The organism is Spirosoma gilvum, assembly GCF_054776815.1.
Genome location: NZ_BAAHBH010000007.1, coordinates 214,615 through 231,065 on the forward strand (window position 1 = coordinate 214,615; position 16,451 = coordinate 231,065).

Here is a 16,451-nt window from a genome sequence, read left to right on the forward strand (position 1 = left end):
ACGGGAGCCGTACTGTAAAATAATTTACAAGAAATCTTTGTTTCGATAAAATAAATCAAATTTACACCTAACTGATTTGGCAATAAAAAAGCGGATCACGACCTATGCCGATGATCCGCTTTCGATGCCAATAGAGCACTCTATTCAAAATTCAGGTACAGGGTCACCGAATGCGTTGTCAATTTGCTGATTCCGACACCAGCCGCATTGCTGGTTGGGTTAAAGAGGTTGACAAGGCCATGCGAAAAACGCAGTTCGGGCGCCAGCTTGAAATATTCGAAAAACTGCTCCAGACCAATGCCGTATTCAATCGCGAAATCCATCGTGCCCGTACTGAGTCGACTGGCACCCTGAAGCTCTTTCCGGCGGACGTTACTTTCGATGCTAAAGGTTCCTCCGGCCAGCAGATACATGCGCGTATTGTTGCGCCGTTCGGATTTATATTTGAGCAACAGCGGGAAATCGACCCAGGTCGACTCGCGGGTTTCGGTTTTGGAGGTTCCGCCCGGATAGTCATAATGCACCTCCCGGCTGAAAAGCGATACTGATGGCGTAAACCGGAGATCAAAGCGATCATCCAGAAATAAATTGATCACCCCACCTACCCGGAAAGCCGGTTTATTAGGCGAGTGAATCCGATAGGCTGAATCGGCCGTCATAAACGCAGGGCTGTACGTTACGCTGAACCGCGTGACAGGAGCCGCGAAGAAAAAACCGTAGTGAATTTCTTTATCGTCGTAGCGCTCGAGGTGTTTCCGAACGTATTTATAGGATGATTGGGCCTGACTCTGAGTTGTACTCAGAAAACCTAGTATAATAGCTACGCCCAGAGATAGCGCCGTTCGGCTCATCCAGGTCATGGTGATTAAACCGATTTGTGACCTATATAAATTGAGGCAATGCCAAAGGTAAGCGGTATCCATTTAGTAGTTGTAAATCCGGCAGCTTCATAAATCCGCAGAAAGTCGGGACCATCGGGGAAAGCCTGTACCGATTCGGGTAGGTACGTATAGGCCGATGCGTCTTTGCTTACTATGCGCCCAATAAGCGGCAGAATGGTTCGGGAGTAAAACGAATAAAGTTGTTTAAACGGAAACTGACGCGGATTCGAGAACTCCAGAACCACACAAACCCCACCCGGACGCGTGACGCGGTACATGTCGGTTAAGCCTTTGAGCAGGTTCTCGAAGTTGCGTACACCAAACGAAACGATGACAGCATCGAATTCATTGTCTGCAAATGGCAAACGTTCTGAATCACCCGTGCGCAGGTCAATGATGGAATCGACACCGCGCTTCTTCATCTTTTCGCGACCGATGGCCAGCATGCCTTCCGAAATATCCACACCGACAATTTTCTGGGGCTTCAGCGCCAGTGCTTCGAGCGCAAAATCGCCTGTACCGGTAGCAATGTCCAAAATGGTTTTGGGCGCATACGGCTTCAATTCGCGAATGGCCCGTTTACGCCAGAGAATATCAATTCCTCCGCTCAGTACGTGGTTCAGTAAATCGTACTTGGGCGAAATGCTATCGAACATCTGCGCAACCTGCTCGCGTTTCGATGTATCTTTATCTTTATAAGGAACAACAGCCATTTTTCAATGATAGAATGAGTGAATGATTGAATGATTGAATAGCTGCTGCAAGAACCTATTCAATCATTCAATCATTCACTCATTCAAAATTAGTCTTCGTGCAAAGGTAGTGCCATAACGGGAGGTTTCCGTCGAAAGTTTGTCATTTCGGTGGGCATTGTGTAGTTTCGACTTCAGCCTCTTCGTATCTATACAACCTGACTTACATATGCTTCCAATCGTTTTGTCTGCGCTTCTTGCCCTGAACTCTGTCGGTACTCATCTATCCGGTGGTGATGATCCTGTGGCTAAAAAAGTTCATAAAATTCACCAGCGGGTGCTGACGCTCGATACCCATGCCGATGCACCGATTATGATGAAAAAAGAGGGCTTTGATGTGGGGCAAGCACACGACACCAAACGGGATGGCTCGCAGATCGACTTCCCGCGTATGAAGCAGGGCGGTATGGACGCCATGTTTTTTGCGGTGTATACCTCGCAAGGGCCTCGCACACCCGAAGGCCATGCCGATGCCAAACGCGATGCGCTGAACCAATTTGATCTGATCCATCAGGCGCTGAAAAAACATCCGAATCTGGCCGAATTAGCCACCTCCCCCGCTGATGCCTATCGAATTCAGAAAGCTGGAAAACGGGCCGTGTTTATTGGTATGGAAAACGGCTATCCGGTTGGTGACGACCTGTCGATGCTTCAGAAATATTATGATCTGGGCGCTCGCTACATTACCCTCACCCACTTCGCCAATAACCTGATCGGCGATTCATCGACCGACCCCGATGGGCCGATGTATGGCGGACTCAGCGATTTTGGCAAAAAAGTAGTGGTTGAAATGAACCGGCTGGGCATTCTGATCGACGTTTCGCACGTGGCCGACAGCACATTTTACGATGCGCTGGCCTTGTCGAAAGCGCCGTTAATTGCTTCGCACTCCAACTGCCGGGCTATTTGCGATTTTCCCCGGAACATGACCGACGATATGATCAAAGCGATTGCAGCTAAAGGGGGTGTGGTGCAGGTAAATTTCGTGAGCGATTACCTGAAGAAACCCTCGGACGAACACCGGGCCGCTAAAACCAAAATACGAATGTCGCGGGTGGGCAAAGTGGCTACGCCCGAAATGGAAGCCCGTATTCAGGCCATGAGCGATTCGGTTTCTAAAATATACGCGTCGGAGCGGGCCAGTCTTTCGGACATAGTTGACCATATCGACCACATTGTCAAAATCGCGGGCATCGACCACGTTGGGATTGGCTCTGATTTCGACGGGGGTGGTGGTGTTAATGGTCTGGAAGATGTTAGCCAGATCGAAAACCTAACCGCCGAATTGGTCCGTCGCAACTACTCAGAAGCCGATATTGCCAAAATCTGGGGTGGTAATCTGCTACGGGTACTGGGGCAAGCGAAGGTGGTTAATTGAGTTGACCTGTTTAATGTTTCAGGTTTCAAGTTGTTGATCCATTGAAAACTGAATCGTTAAACTTCAGACTTTAAACAATAAACATGTCTCCCGAAACTGCTTTCCAGATCGCGAGTACGCTGGTATTGCCCCAGTGGCTGTTGATGGCGTTTGCTCCGCGCTGGCGAGTGACGCGCTGGCTAATGCACAGCTACCTGATTCCGGTATGTATTGCCATCATCTATCTTGCTTATCTATTCGGCGATGGGGCCATCGATTTTGGCGCATTCGGCTCGCTGGCGGGTATCAAACACTTATTTGCCAACGGCAGTAGTGGGGTTATACTGGCTGCCTGGGTGCATTACCTCGCCTTCGATCTGGTTGTTGGCAGTGTTATTGTTCGGGATGCGCAGGAAAAAGGCATTCCGCATGGGTTTATTATCGTTCCACTATTTTTCTGCTTCATGCTTGGCCCGGTCGGTTTGCTTCTGTACTGGGTCGTCCGATTGATTCGAACCCGCCAGTTATCGATCTAATCGATTTTTAAGGCTTAAATGAAAACTTGTCAGAGTTTGTATCGTTCAGTTACCAGGGGCCGACGCTTTTACTCCAACTGACACACGCATGAGCTATTTCCTGGAAACCCTAAAAAAACGGAATGCGCTGCTCTATTACTTCGGCTGGCTATGCCTGATCGGTACGTTCGTTTGTGCCATACTGGCACTTACAACTAACGTACAGGTTCTGGGCATCAACGCGTTTAGTAAGCCCATGAAGTTTTTCGTGTCGATTACCCTGTTCTGCTGGACCATGGCCTGGTACACGGGTTATCTGGGCCAGACTCGTAACGTGACAATCTATAGCTGGGTGGTTATCGTGGCCATGACCATCGAGATGATCATCATAACAGGCCAGGCCGCTTTGGGTAAGCTTTCTCACTTTAATCTCAACTCACCACTTGATACTGCCCTATTCAATGTAATGGGGATAGCTATTACAGTGATGGCGATCTGGACGGGCTATATCGGTTATCTCTTTTTTCGCATTCACAGCAATTCACTGGCAACAAGTTATCTATGGGCCATTCGGATCGGCATTTTGATATTCGTTGTTTTTGCGTTTGAAGGCTTCATTATGGCTACCCAGCTTAGTCATACGGTAGGCGCTCCCGATGGCGGATCAGGATTACCGATAACAAACTGGTCTATGCGCTACGGCGATCTGCGCATTGCTCATTTTTTTGGGATGCATGCGCTTCAGTTTATTCCCCTATTTGGCTATTATATTGCCCGACGACCGCTTCAGGTTTTCCTGTTCGCAGTTTTGTACACCGGGGCTGTCACTTTTCTGCTTCTGGAAGCGCTGAAAGGCCAGCCACCGGTATCGGGTTTATAAAATCGACGGTAAAAAAACATTGGGTTCATCTTTGACCAATGGAGGCCTGCTCATTGGGCTTCTACTGACATAACCGAAACCTTGTTTTCCGATGAACCGCTCCGATTTCCTGAAAACGTCTGCTCTTGCCAGTGCCACCCTCATCACCGATCCAACTCAGGTACGTGCGTTTATTACACGTCAGCCTGCCCAGAAATACCGTACCGCGCTGATTGGCGCCGGGTGGTGGGGCAACAATATTCTGCGTTGTGCTGTACAGGCGGGCGAATCGAAAATAGTGGCTCTATGCGACGTAGATAGCCGTCAGCTTCAGAAAACGAGTGAAGAGTTAACTAAGTTGACTTCCGACAAACCGAAGCTATACAAGGATTACCGGGAAATGCTGGCTACCGAAAAGCCCCAGATCGTGATTGTGGCCACGCCCGACCACTGGCATCCACTGGCCGCTATTGCCGCCATGCAGGCTGGGGCCCATGTATACGTCGAAAAGCCCATTAGCCATACCATCAACGAAGGAAAGGCCATGGTTAAAGCGGCCCGGCAAACGGGTCGTATCTGTCAGGTGGGGATGCACCGCCGGGTATCGCCCCATAATGTATCCGGTATGGAGTTTTTGCGGTCAGGAAAGGCAGGTAAAATCGGGATGGCGAGAGCGTTTGTACACTATGCAGGTGGCGCGGGACAGCCAACACCCGATAGCGAAACCCCACCGGAAATTGACTGGAATATGTGGTGCGGCCCGGCTCCGCTGCATGCCTACAACAAAGCAATGCACCCTAGAAGCTGGCGTAATTTTTTGAATTATGCCAATGGTACCCTCGGCGACTGGGGTATTCACTGGATGGATCAGATTTTATGGGTAACCGAAGAAAAACATCCCCGCAAAGTCTATTCGACGGGCGGACGAGCCATCAAACAGGACAATACGGATGCGCCCGATCATCAGGTCGCGACCTTTGAATTTGAAAATTTTACCGCCGTTTGGGAACATCGGACATTTGCCGGCAATAACGCCGAGAAAACGCACCCTCAACAGGCCGTTGGCGTGTATTTCTATGGTACCGAAGGTACCTTCCACATGGGCTGGCTCGATGGCTGGACATTCTACCCCGCTGATTCGAAAAAGCCCGTTATCCATCAGGACGCCCAGCTAGACAAACCCGACGATCAGAACATTGCGCTGCTGTGGGCCAACTTCCTGCAAAGTATTAAATCCAATAAACTCCCCGTTTGCGATATCGAGATCGGCCATCGCTCCACCAATATGGCACTCCTGGGAATGCTATCGCTGAAACTTGGTCGGAGTGTTGAATGGGATGGTAGTCAGATCCCGAACGATCCCGAAGCCAACAAGTTACTCAGCCGGGCCTACCGGGGCGAGTGGCAGTATCCGGTTTAAAATACAGTCAGCTTACTGCCCAGGGAAGATATTTGTAGAGCCATAAGCTTAATAAATCACCGACCACAAGGGTAGTAGTTTCGATTTGCTGTTGTCTTTTTTAGGTAGCCCTTAGCCTTTTCTATTTTAACGGTATGCCTTCATCAAGACGCAATTTTTTGCACCAATCAACCCAGCTAGCAGCCGGTATAGGTCTGTCGGCGGCCCTGCCTGAAATGGGCTATTCAGCAGCGGCTCCTTCTGATACGATCCGCATTGGGTTGATTGGTGTCAACAACATGGGTTGGGCCGACTTAACGTCGATGCTGAAAAATCCCGGTGCCGTTTGCGTTGCCCTATGTGATGTAGACAATAATGTCCTGAAAAAGCGGTCGGATGAGTTGGAGAAGCAAACCGGCAAAAAAGTTACGCTCTACAACGACTTTCGGAAGCTGATCGACGATAAAACGGTGGATGCGGTCATTATCGGCACACCTGACCATTGGCATTGTCTGCCTGCTGTGTATGCCTGTCAGGCCGGGAAAGATGTTTACGTCGAAAAACCACTGGCTACCACTATTGAAGAGTGTAACCTAATAGTAGCAGCCGCCAAACGTTATAACCGAATTGTTCAGGTGGGACAATGGCAACGGAGTGGTGCACACTGGAAAGCCGCGCTGGATTATATTCAGTCTGGAAAAATTGGCCGGGTCCGGTCGGTGAAAACCTGGGCATTTATGAACTACGGCAAAGAGTTTCCTCCGCGCCCGGATGAACCCGTACCTGCCGGTGTCGATTACGATATGTGGCTAGGGCCAGCACCGAGTCGACCTTTTAATCGAAATAGGTTCCACGGCACGTTTCGGTACTACTGGGATTATGCCGGAGGGCTGATGACCGACTGGGGAGCACACATGATCGATATTGCCCTTTGGGGAATGAACGTGACCGCTCCCAAATCTGTCGTGGCTACAGGTGGCAAATTTGGCTTCCCCGATCAGGACGGCGATACGCCCGATACCATGCAGGTGGTGTATGACTATGGTAAATTCTCGATCCTGTGGGAACAGTCGTTAGGAACGATGCGTGGACCCTATGACCGCGATCATGGCGTAGCGTTCATCGGCAATCTCGGAACGGTGGTTATTGATCGGGGCAAATGGGAAGTACTGCCCGAGGTAGAACAAGGACGCTATCTGGTTCCGGCCCAGCCGACTCAGTATGGCAACGGACGGGATCTGGATAGCCATACCCGAAATTTTCTGGAGTGCATTCGGTCAAGGCAACAGCCCAATTGTCCGGCAGAAGCTGGTCGGAACGTGGCCTTGCATTCGCACCTGGGCAATATTGCCTACCGAATCGGGCACAAACTGATCTGGGACGATACCCAGGGCATAATTAGTGGTGATTCGTCGGCCTTAGCCCTTACCAAAGCCCACTACCGAGCCCCCTGGGCCTTGCCTAAAGTGTCCTAAAGCTCACCTGAACAGATTACTAACGCTGGTTACTGAGGTATAGTGGCCGTTTCGTACCAGAACTTCTTCATCGCGGTTACGTAATCTTTCCAGCCTTTTAGTTCATCGGGTTTCTGGGTATACGCAACGGCTCCGGCCTGATAAGCCTGCTGGATATGCTGGTGGCTATCCGACTGCGAGAAAATAACAACGGGGACTTTTTTCTGAAAGCGGGTATGTATCATCGGCAACCAGTCGATGCCATCTTTTTCCTGATGAAAATCGATATCTAATAAGACCAGATGCGGAAATTGGTCGTCCGTAGTGTCGATGGCATCCTGAGGAGTAGCGGCACTTCTGAATGTGGCTTCAGCAAACTCCCGCTGCCCTATCATATGCAATAGGTCGTAAATAGTTGGATCATCATCCACTACTAAAACATCAAACGATTGATTATGTGTTGTCATGATGGGCTAATGATTCTATGTAAATCGTTGAATAGGGCACTTCTTCTAACGAAAGAAAAGACAACTAGTTTAGTTAAATTTGCTTAAAGGGCAATAGCAATCTTATTATACGCTAAACGTTAACAGTTCGATTCATTCAGCCGTTGGTCGTTAATGCTTTTTTAACCTTGCCGAAAAAAGCGGCCACCTTCACCTTCGGGTCGCCTTTCCCGAGCGTCTCAATCGGCAAATAGCCTCGATAGCCTGACTTGCGTACAATCCGTATGATTCGGTCCAGATCAGTAGGCACTTCCTTTCCATCGACAAACAGATTTTCTTTGAGTTGCCAGGTTGCTGCATACGGAGCCACATGGGCAATTTGTGCATACGGGTCACCGAACTTAAAGCTTCCAACATCCAGATTCACCGCCATCCAGTCGGAGTTTACCTTCCGAACGATGTCCAGCACCTGATCGGCCGTCTGGATAAAATCGGCATGGTTTTGCAGTACAACCATTACGCCCTGTCTGGCAGCATAGTCGGCACATTCGCGAATTGCATCGACTACCCACCCGGTTACTTCGTCACGGTCGTACTTTGCCGGCAATTCTTTGCCAAGCCCTGCAAATACCCGGATAACGGGAGCGCCTAAATGAGCCGCTACATCAGTCCATCTCCTGACCAGATCCACCTCGGCTTTCCGACGAGTAGCATCGGGCAGCGTAAAATCATTACGTACACCTGTCCCGCTGATGTCAAGTCCCAGTCGAAAGGCTTTCCGTTTGATCTGATACAAGAAGGCATCTGTCGGTGGATTTGGGTAATCAGGAAAGTAGTAAGCGGTTGGGTCAACGGCATCAAAACCCAGTTCGGCACAATAGGTCAGTACATCGTCAAGGGTCATCTGTTTGCTCATCAACGGCTCATTGAATGAATACAGGTTGCAACTCAGCCGAACCCGACCAGGCAACTGACTTGCGGAAGTTGTCTTTCCAGAATCCTGTGGGGCAACCGCAAAGGCGGCACTGGCCAATGCTGTCTTGATAAAAGCCCGCCGGTTCGATTGTGTCGTAGGTGTACGCATAGTATCAGCACTGTAAATACCTGGCCATCTGACCACTTATCTGATAAGCGTACACGGGTCGAAAAATACTAATGGAAGCTCCATGCAGTAAATCCACCGCCATCGAGAGCTTATAGCCCTATCAAGCTTAGTCGATTACTTATAGCCCACAACTATGCCATACGGAATTCTGATCTCACTCTTTCTGCTAAGTGGTGCCTTATTGTCACCGGGTGCTTTCCTTTCCAGACTCCATCAGCCAACCCAGCCTTCGGCTAGCACAGGTTGGCGCCCCTTGTTTAATGGCACTAATCTGACTGGCTGGAAACATGTTGGTAAAGGAAGTATGCTGGTCGAAAATGGATTGATTCGTGGAAAAGGCGGAATGGGCCTTTTGTATTATTCGAAAGAGAAATTCAGTAATTGTACCCTGCGTATTGTCTATAAGATGCAGAAAGAGAATAGTAATGCTGGGGTTTTTATCCGAATTCCGGTCGAACCACGCGAAGAATGGATGCCGGTGCATTATGGCTATGAGGTGCAGATTGATAACCATCCCGAAACCTCCGACGAAGACGAATACCACGTAACAGGTACGCTGTATTCGCTGACCAAACCCCTCGCCAAACCCGGCAAGCCCGGTCCTCAGTGGAATACGATGGACATCACGCTGGATGGCCCCCGCACCATTGTGTATGTCAACGGGGTAAAAGTAACCGATTATCGCGAAGGGGCACCGGTGCCTGCCCGTAAGTTTGACTTTGAGCCTTACCGGGGCCTTCGACCCAATATAGGCTATATTGGCCTACAGAATCACGGTGAGCACGACATCGTCTATTTCAAAGAAGTATCCGTAAAACCGCTCCGCTGAAATTGAGTGATTAAGCGAATGAGTGATTGAGTGGTTATGCGTCAGCAAGTCACTCAATCACTCATTCGCTCAATCACTCAACTCCTCAAATACGCTGGATTAGCTCGGCTACTTTATGGATTTCGCGGCCCATAATGTGGTCAATAATGGCCTGGGCATGTTCGCGGCCGTTCTCGATAAACACCTTTTCGGTATAAATACCAGCCAGCACCGTACCACACACATACAGGCCGGGAATGTTAGTTTCAAACGTTTCCTTATTATACACCGGTACCTGCGTTTCGGGGTTTAGCTCGATCCCGCAACGAGCCAGCAGATCGGCATCCGGGATGTAACCCGTCAGAATAAACACAAAATCGGCGGGTAAGCGCACTTCTTCACCCGTCTTCAGATCGTTGACAGTTACTGATTTCTCATCGATCTGGGTGACACAGCAGCTAAATACCGTTTTGATCCTGCCTTCTTTCACCCGGTTCTTCACGTCGGGCACCAGCCAGTATTTTACGGTACTACGAAAATCGTCTCCCCGGTGCACAACGGTCACGTTAACATCATGGCGGTATAATTCCAGTGCTGCTTCTACTGCCGAATTCGAGGCTCCAATGATGACTACATTCGTAAACGAATACTTGAAAGGCTCATCATAATAATGAGATACGTGTGGCAGATTTTCGCCCGGTATATTTAGCCATCGTGGACGGGTGAAATACCCCGTAGCCATAATCACTTTATAGGCCTGATAACGTTCGCCGGACGTTATCGTCACGGTAAAGATGTCATCCTGCTTCCGCACATCCCAAACCTCCTGAAATACGTTGAAATTCAATTTGTAATAAGCAGCCGCTTTTCGATAGTATTGTAAAGCTTCGTTACGGCTTGCTTTTACGTCTGAAATAGAAAAAGGGAGTCCGCCAATTTCGATATTCTCGGCGGTTGAGAAGAAGCGCATCCGGCGCGGATACTGCCGGATCGACTCGGTAAGGCTTCCCTTTTCAAGAATTAAATGGCTCAACCCCGCTTTGGTTGCTTCGATACCAGCCGCCAGCCCACATGGCCCCCCGCCAACAATAATGACGTCGAACAATTGCATGATTTAATAAAAAGAGAATCGGTAGTTTTCTGGATACCCAACTCGCTGATGGCTTTCCAGCTATAATAAATAACCTGCTAAAAGAGCAACGAAGAGTAATGGGCAAAGATTCCTGTCCAAAAAGCTAGCATCAGGATTAACATAATGATTGTGGACTTTGTATACCCATACATCAGGGCCGATCAGGGGATCCAGGTACATCTTTTTTGTATATATGTTTAATATATCATTAACTTATAAGAAATGAAAATTAATTTATATTAACCGTTTAATATATATTTCAACAAGTTAAATGACATTGCTGTTATTTCAGCAAAACAACGTTAACACTGAAAACTTATGAAAAAGAAGCTATTTCCTTCCATTCTTTATACACTAACCATTCTGACAATTGGTTGTTCTCCCGAATCGCCAGAAAATGATTTACAGGCTGTAAAACCGGTTTCTGTCACCAGCCGTCCTGAGGAAGCGTTCCCCAATCAGCGAGGAGCCTTACAAAGTGGTAAGCTCAATGGCCAAACAGTCATTTACCAACTGTTTGGCGAGCAGGCGGTATTTGAGAGTGATATTCTGTTATCGGAGCACGACTTACGGCAATCCGACGATTTGCAGGTCGAAGGAACAGGCCGGACGAAAGCGTCTTCACGCTGGCCCAACAAAATTGTCTATTATTCCATTAGCGCATCATTACCTAATCAATCGCGCGTGTTGGATGCTATCGCTCATTGGGAAGCGACTACGCCCATTCGTTTTGTTCAACGTACGACACAGCGAGGTTACGTCCTGTTTCAGACGGGTTCGGGCTGTTCATCGAATGTCGGCTATGTAGGTAGTGTACAATATGTGAATCTGGCCAGCAACTGCACAACCGGAAATACCATTCATGAGATCGGCCATACGGTTGGGCTCTGGCATGAGCATACTCGCGCCGATCGCGATACCTACGTCGACATTAATACGGGAAATATCATCACGGGCTACGAAACTGATTTTCAGACCTATGTTCAACGGGGTATGGACGGCTTCGACTCAGCAGGAGGTCTTGACTTTGGCTCGGTCATGATGTACGGTTCGTACGACTTTTCGAAAAATGGCCTGCCTACCATCACCAAAAAGGATGGATCGACATTCACCAGCCAACGCGACGGCCTGTCGGCTACCGATATTCAGACTGTGCTCACTATGTATCCTTAACAGCGCAGCGCTCACTATATCCATAGATGTATGAGGCCTATCCATAGATGTACGAGCCATTCATAAAGATAGTAAGGGGGCAGCGCTTGTGCGCTGCCCCCTATTCATTTTAAGTGTATGGTAGGATTTATGGGTGCTCTTTTGAGGTTATTTAACCCGTCGTATCTGCAAGGGTAAACACCGAGGTTCACGGCCTGTGCAGGGATCATCATTTCCAGGTGGCGACACTTCAACCGTCGTATCGATCTTACAGCCGTTTCCACCCGTAGCGACAACGGTATAGTCGCCCGCTACAGTTACAACCGGTTCAGCTTCGGTACTCGAGAATCCACCGGGTCCACTCCAGAGTAAAGTAGCTCCGGGAGCGTCGGCAAACAGGGTAGCACTACAGCCTTTGCAGGGAATTGCTGCCCCATAGGCTTCCAGAACCGGCTTGATGGTATCGGCCACAACAGTAACAGTAGCCGATGTAGTAATGTCCGGGCAATCGAGCGTATGCGCCGTTACGGTATAATTACCGGGTAATGTTACGCCTGGGTTCTGAGCAGAACTGGTAAAGCTGTTGGGGCCTGTCCAGGCATAAATCACGTTCGGGAGAATCAATCCATCCAACGAACCAGCCTGCGCCGTCAGTGTGACCGATACAACCGAACAAGTCAGTTTACCCCCTGTTGCTGTGATCGATACAGGTGGACATGGATCATCTGTTGCAGGCTGAACCTCCACCGTCATATCGACCTTACAGCCGTTCGCTCCCGTTGCCACAACCGTATAATCACCAGCTATGGTTACCTCCGGCTCTGCCAGGGTACTCGAAAATCCATTCGGGCCAGACCAAAGCAAGGTAGCTCCCGGCGCATCGGCATAGAGGCTAGCACTACAACCTTTGCAGGGCAAAGCTGCTCCATACGCTTCCAGTACTGGCTTAGCGGTATCGGCCACTACGGTAACGGCGGTCAACGAAATGGTGGCCGGACAATCGAGCGTATAAGCCGATACGGTATAATCACCAGGCAAGGATATAACCGGATTCTGCGCTGAACTAGTAAAACTGTTAGGCCCCGTCCAGGCATAAACCAGGTTCGGAGGAGTCGATCCATTCAGTAAGCTAGCCTGAGCCGTCAAGGTTACGGATAGCACTGAACAGGTCAATTTACCGCCTAAAGCCGTGATCGATACGGGTGGGCATGGGTCATCGATTACGGGTTGAACCTCAACCTCCATATCGACCGTACAACCATTTACCCCTGTCGCGACCACCGTGTAATTGCCCGCCAGGGTTACTTCAGGCTCTGCCTGGGTACTGGTGAATGAACTGGGACCCGTCCAGAACAAAGTAGCCCCGGGCGCATCGGCAAACAGAGTTGCGCTACAGCCTTTACAAGGCAAAGCCGCTCCGTAGGCTTCCAGAACCGGTTTTTGGGTATCAGCGGTTACTTCGGCAGTAGCCGTCGTAAACGCATTGGGGCAATCAATACTGCTTACCGTTACGGTGTACGTTCCGGCTTCTGATACAACTGGATTTTGAAGTGAACTGGTAAAGCTGTTAGGGCCAGTCCATGAATAAAGTGCTTTAGAAGCGACAGTCCCATCGCCATACATAGCCTGCGACGTAAGTGTTACCTCTTTTGTGATACAGGTCAAGGTTCCCCCCAAAGCGGTTACGGATAAAGCCGGAGTTACTTCGATCACTGTTTCACCAGACTGGCGACAAGCCGGATTTTCGGGCGTCGGATAGATGATCGCGTAAATGTACTGTCTCGATACACCAGACGTAGTATTGGTTGTATTAACAGCCGGATTGTAGAGCACCGCACGATTGTTGGCATCAGGCTTTACGGTACCCAACACTGTCCCGGAGTTATCATACATAGCGGTCCCCGATTGCGGGCTCGTAAATAGCACAAACCGAACCGAATCGACGCGGCTAAAATAGGCTCCATGGGCAGTTACTGAGTCCAGTGGAGCGCCCGTACATACGCCAACCGTATCTTTTTCATTGGTTAGCTCAGGGCATGAATAGATTGATAGATCGTTGGTAAAATCATTCTGCCCGGCATCGAGCGTGGTTACCGAAATAACTGCCGAGCCGCCAACCAGTTGAGCATCGGAATCGCGAATGTTGGAATCTGCAAAGCTGCCCCGGTTAGCGGGCGACAATGTATAATAGCGTAGTGGGGTAGCCGCCTGACGAGCCCCACGTGCGGCTACGCGTCCACCCGACAATGGTGCGATTGGCTTGGCCCCGGCCAGGGTGATATCCAGCTTTGGCAGTTGGGTAGTATCCATCCGTATCTCATACTTATGCCCATACTGAAGTCCGCCTGGTACAGTGCTGTTATTAAAATAGTACTGACCACCGTCGTGAGTCGTCTGGGTAGCAATCTGAGCGCCACCTGCATCCATGTCGTGAAGCGTCAGCACAATGCCGTCGATACCCGGCTCGTAGGCATCCTGAATACCATCGCGGTTGTCATCAAACCAGACCCGGTTACCAATCTCAATAGGTGCCGGATCGCATAGCGGTTTATTGTCGCCCAGGCCCGATGCTTTCCCAAATGAACCCGGATTGACCGTATACAACACATAGTTTCGGTTTTCGGCTCCGGTGCTGGCATTGAAGACTTTTAGTCCGCCCGATTGGTACACATCCGTGATAGGATCAAATGCCGACGTAACAACTTCATTATACCCCGGCACTATACTTAACGCACCGTTTGTAATTTCGGCATGGGCTGGATTGCCAAAGAATACCCAGTAATCTTTTCCGTAAAACTCCCCTCCGCCAGGTCCTTCGTTATTACCAACTCCGCTACCCGTCAGATTTCCCGCTTTTCCGTTCTGCTCCAGTACAAATGTTCCATTATTATTATAGGCCCGAAGTAAATCTCCGCCTGTAAATCCGTCGTAAAGCCCATTTCCACTGGGGTCGTGGTTAGCCATTCCCGATAAATGGCCAAAACGGTCCAGAAAACCAATCAGCAGGGAACCATCATCATCAAAGTCCAGATCAGATAAAATAGGCTGTGGATACATCACAAATTTGGGTGTATCCCCAACCCCACAGGCCGCCGGCCAGGTTTCGGTCCAGGGCATCCAATGGTCGTATTGGACGCAAGTACCCGTCAAATCGGCCGAACCACGACGGAAATCGAGCGGAAACGAGAGTACTTCTGTAAACACGGGTGTAGCCGCAGTCGGGTCGAAGCGGTAAATTGTTGCTTTCAGATCACTCTGTAACTGCGATGTTTCGGCCGAACAAACCACACCGACATATACGGCTCCATGATAAACCTTCAGCGCCCAGGGCCGAAAATCGCCATTCGAACAACCCGGATTCGGAATATCCCAAGATTTAACGGCGGTTGCCGATGTAGGAGCAACGGCGGGTGAGCCAATAAACAGACTGTAGACCTTCCGGTCTTTCAGGTTAACAAAGTAGAGCGTTTTGTCATCTTCCGATATGTCCATTCCGCCAAAACTCATACGACCCATCGCCGACATAGAACCGGGATCTGTGCTAGCCTGGGTTTTATCACCGAACAGATTGGCTAAGGGGTCCAGGTGCGGGTCATTGCCCATGTCGATACCAACCGAATTGACCGACATAAAGGTGGTAGTGGTACCAGCAACCATGTCTGTTTTGTAGATGCCCCCCGGACCTGCCGGACCGAAACTTGCATGGCGTTTGACAACGGCCGCACTAAACATGGCTTTATTCCGTCGTTGATAAGCCAGCGCCCAGATAGAGCCCACCTCACCAGCGCTTGCCAGATGCGTTGGCATAAAATTACCTGGGCCGGCCACCCCCGATGCCACATACGAAAAACTGACCAGTGCATCGGCTAAAGCTGCCTGTTTGTCGGCAGGCACCGGATTCCCATCCTTATCCGTCGTGATTTGTGAATTCCCATTCACATAGCAGGGCGTAACCAGATTAAAACCGCTGGGTTGGCAGTAATCGGCGGGGTAGTTTACACCCAGATTGACGTTCTCCGCAGGCGCTTTCGCAAACTGAACACTGGTTCCACTACCAGTCCCGTAGGGTCCATTGTAATCGCCGGAAGGGAAATTCCTGAATTCAACCCGTACAGGTTTACCCGCCGGTACATCTGTGCCGTTAAACGCATACGAACCATCGGCAGTTGTTGTCGTTGAAACAGGCGTGCTACTTTGATCAACAAAAGCCAATACGACTACTCCCGAGATGCCTACTTCAATAGGTAATGTATCAGATCGAATACCATTTAAGTCGAAGTCACGGAATACAACCCCTTTAACCTGAGCATTTGTAGTTATTGTAGCTCCAAACCAGAGAAACAATACTACTAACCAGAGCCAGTACGGCCTAGTTGTTAGTGGGTAAACACGCTTCATACGTTTGAGAATTTTTGTTGGAAAAAGGAATGCGCACTAACACCAATCAAATACACAATGATACCGTATTGGTGACATAAAAAAATTAGATTTTCTTTATTTCTTGTTTTGTTTACAAAAACAAATCAACGAGCTTACGTATGACAAAAGCCTTGCCAGACCCTTATCGCTTTCTGCGTATCTTTACTGTCCA

General features: G+C 49.4%; 13 protein-coding genes. 7 read left to right on the forward strand and 6 right to left on the reverse strand.

Annotated features, from left to right (window positions below):
• Positions 1-140: 140 nt before the first annotated feature.
• Both porT and ubiE read right to left on the reverse strand, forming a co-directional pair.
• Positions 141-851, reverse strand: coding sequence for a type IX secretion/gliding motility protein PorT/SprT (porT, locus tag ACYVFD_RS19605; protein WP_461092373.1), 711 nt, complete (start codon positions 849-851; stop codon positions 141-143).
• Positions 852-865: 14 nt separating this feature from the next.
• Entirely contained in the window at positions 866-1,594 is a 729-nt protein-coding gene (gene ubiE, locus ACYVFD_RS19610) for a bifunctional demethylmenaquinone methyltransferase/2-methoxy-6-polyprenyl-1,4-benzoquinol methylase UbiE (protein ID WP_461092143.1), read from the reverse strand.
• Between the two features lie 208 nt (positions 1,595-1,802).
• Between ubiE and ACYVFD_RS19615 the strand changes: the two genes are divergently transcribed.
• The 5 genes from ACYVFD_RS19615 (at position 1,803) to ACYVFD_RS19635 (ending at position 7,238) form a co-directional block, all read left to right on the forward strand.
• Positions 1,803-3,011, forward strand: a complete 1,209-nt coding sequence (locus tag ACYVFD_RS19615; protein WP_461092144.1) for a dipeptidase — start codon at positions 1,803-1,805, stop codon at positions 3,009-3,011.
• Between the two features lie 83 nt (positions 3,012-3,094).
• The gene (locus tag ACYVFD_RS19620) at positions 3,095-3,526 is read left to right on the forward strand and encodes an ABA4-like family protein (protein ID WP_461092145.1); all 432 of its coding nucleotides are present in this window, start codon (positions 3,095-3,097) and stop codon (positions 3,524-3,526) included.
• A gap of 88 nt (positions 3,527-3,614) precedes the next feature.
• A complete protein-coding gene (locus ACYVFD_RS19625; protein ID WP_461092146.1) occupies positions 3,615-4,385 on the forward strand; it encodes a hypothetical protein in 771 nt (256 codons plus the stop codon).
• Positions 4,386-4,476: 91 nt separating this feature from the next.
• The gene (locus ACYVFD_RS19630) at positions 4,477-5,784 is read left to right on the forward strand and encodes a Gfo/Idh/MocA family protein (protein ID WP_461092147.1); all 1,308 of its coding nucleotides are present in this window, start codon (positions 4,477-4,479) and stop codon (positions 5,782-5,784) included.
• A gap of 134 nt (positions 5,785-5,918) precedes the next feature.
• Positions 5,919-7,238: a Gfo/Idh/MocA family protein gene (locus ACYVFD_RS19635; protein ID WP_461092148.1), complete on the forward strand. Its 1,320-nt coding sequence runs from the start codon at positions 5,919-5,921 to the stop codon at positions 7,236-7,238.
• A 29-nt stretch (positions 7,239-7,267) separates the two neighbouring features.
• Here ACYVFD_RS19635 and ACYVFD_RS19640 read toward each other — a convergent pair whose 3' ends face one another.
• Positions 7,268-7,684: a response regulator gene (locus ACYVFD_RS19640; RefSeq protein ID WP_461092149.1), complete on the reverse strand. Its 417-nt coding sequence runs from the start codon at positions 7,682-7,684 to the stop codon at positions 7,268-7,270.
• Positions 7,685-7,820: 136 nt separating this feature from the next.
• Entirely contained in the window at positions 7,821-8,747 is a 927-nt protein-coding gene (locus ACYVFD_RS19645; RefSeq protein ID WP_461092150.1) for a sugar phosphate isomerase/epimerase family protein, read from the reverse strand.
• 154 nt (positions 8,748-8,901) lie between these two features.
• Here ACYVFD_RS19645 and ACYVFD_RS19650 point away from each other — a divergent pair, with 154 nt between their 5' ends.
• Positions 8,902-9,597, forward strand: a complete 696-nt coding sequence (locus ACYVFD_RS19650) for a 3-keto-disaccharide hydrolase (protein WP_461092151.1) — start codon at positions 8,902-8,904, stop codon at positions 9,595-9,597.
• A gap of 85 nt (positions 9,598-9,682) precedes the next feature.
• On the opposite strand, the gene ACYVFD_RS19655 is transcribed toward ACYVFD_RS19650, so the two are convergent.
• Positions 9,683-10,687, reverse strand: coding sequence for a YpdA family putative bacillithiol disulfide reductase (locus ACYVFD_RS19655; RefSeq protein WP_461092152.1), 1,005 nt, complete (start codon positions 10,685-10,687; stop codon positions 9,683-9,685).
• A 339-nt stretch (positions 10,688-11,026) separates the two neighbouring features.
• On the opposite strand from ACYVFD_RS19655, the gene ACYVFD_RS19660 reads away from it, so the two are divergent.
• Positions 11,027-11,881, forward strand: coding sequence for a M12 family metallopeptidase (locus tag ACYVFD_RS19660; RefSeq protein ID WP_461092153.1), 855 nt, complete (start codon positions 11,027-11,029; stop codon positions 11,879-11,881).
• Between the two features lie 147 nt (positions 11,882-12,028).
• Here the strand turns inward: ACYVFD_RS19660 and ACYVFD_RS19665 are convergent, their stop codons facing one another.
• The gene (locus tag ACYVFD_RS19665) at positions 12,029-16,258 is read right to left on the reverse strand and encodes an SdrD B-like domain-containing protein (protein ID WP_461092154.1); all 4,230 of its coding nucleotides are present in this window, start codon (positions 16,256-16,258) and stop codon (positions 12,029-12,031) included.
• Between the last annotated feature and the right edge of the window lie 193 nt (positions 16,259-16,451).

Bases quoted from the DNA above. Each gene is read 5' to 3' on its own strand.
- ubiE (WP_461092143.1), bottom strand. From the start codon at position 1,594: ATGGCTGTTGTTCCTTATAAAGATAAAGATACATCGAAACGCGAGCAG.
- ACYVFD_RS19665 (WP_461092154.1), bottom strand. From the start codon at position 16,258: ATGAAGCGTGTTTACCCACTAACAACTAGGCCGTACTGGCTCTGGTTA.
- ACYVFD_RS19640 (WP_461092149.1), bottom strand. From the start codon at position 7,684: ATGACAACACATAATCAATCGTTTGATGTTTTAGTAGTGGATGATGAT.
- porT (WP_461092373.1), bottom strand. From the start codon at position 851: ATGAGCCGAACGGCGCTATCTCTGGGCGTAGCTATTATACTAGGTTTT.
- ACYVFD_RS19635 (WP_461092148.1), top strand. From the start codon at position 5,919: ATGCCTTCATCAAGACGCAATTTTTTGCACCAATCAACCCAGCTAGCA.
- ACYVFD_RS19660 (WP_461092153.1), top strand. From the start codon at position 11,027: ATGAAAAAGAAGCTATTTCCTTCCATTCTTTATACACTAACCATTCTG.
- ACYVFD_RS19630 (WP_461092147.1), top strand. From the start codon at position 4,477: ATGAACCGCTCCGATTTCCTGAAAACGTCTGCTCTTGCCAGTGCCACC.
- ACYVFD_RS19615 (WP_461092144.1), top strand. From the start codon at position 1,803: ATGCTTCCAATCGTTTTGTCTGCGCTTCTTGCCCTGAACTCTGTCGGT.
- ACYVFD_RS19620 (WP_461092145.1), top strand. From the start codon at position 3,095: ATGTCTCCCGAAACTGCTTTCCAGATCGCGAGTACGCTGGTATTGCCC.
- ACYVFD_RS19645 (WP_461092150.1), bottom strand. From the start codon at position 8,747: ATGCGTACACCTACGACACAATCGAACCGGCGGGCTTTTATCAAGACA.
- ACYVFD_RS19655 (WP_461092152.1), bottom strand. From the start codon at position 10,687: ATGCAATTGTTCGACGTCATTATTGTTGGCGGGGGGCCATGTGGGCTG.
- ACYVFD_RS19625 (WP_461092146.1), top strand. From the start codon at position 3,615: ATGAGCTATTTCCTGGAAACCCTAAAAAAACGGAATGCGCTGCTCTAT.
- ACYVFD_RS19650 (WP_461092151.1), top strand. From the start codon at position 8,902: ATGCCATACGGAATTCTGATCTCACTCTTTCTGCTAAGTGGTGCCTTA.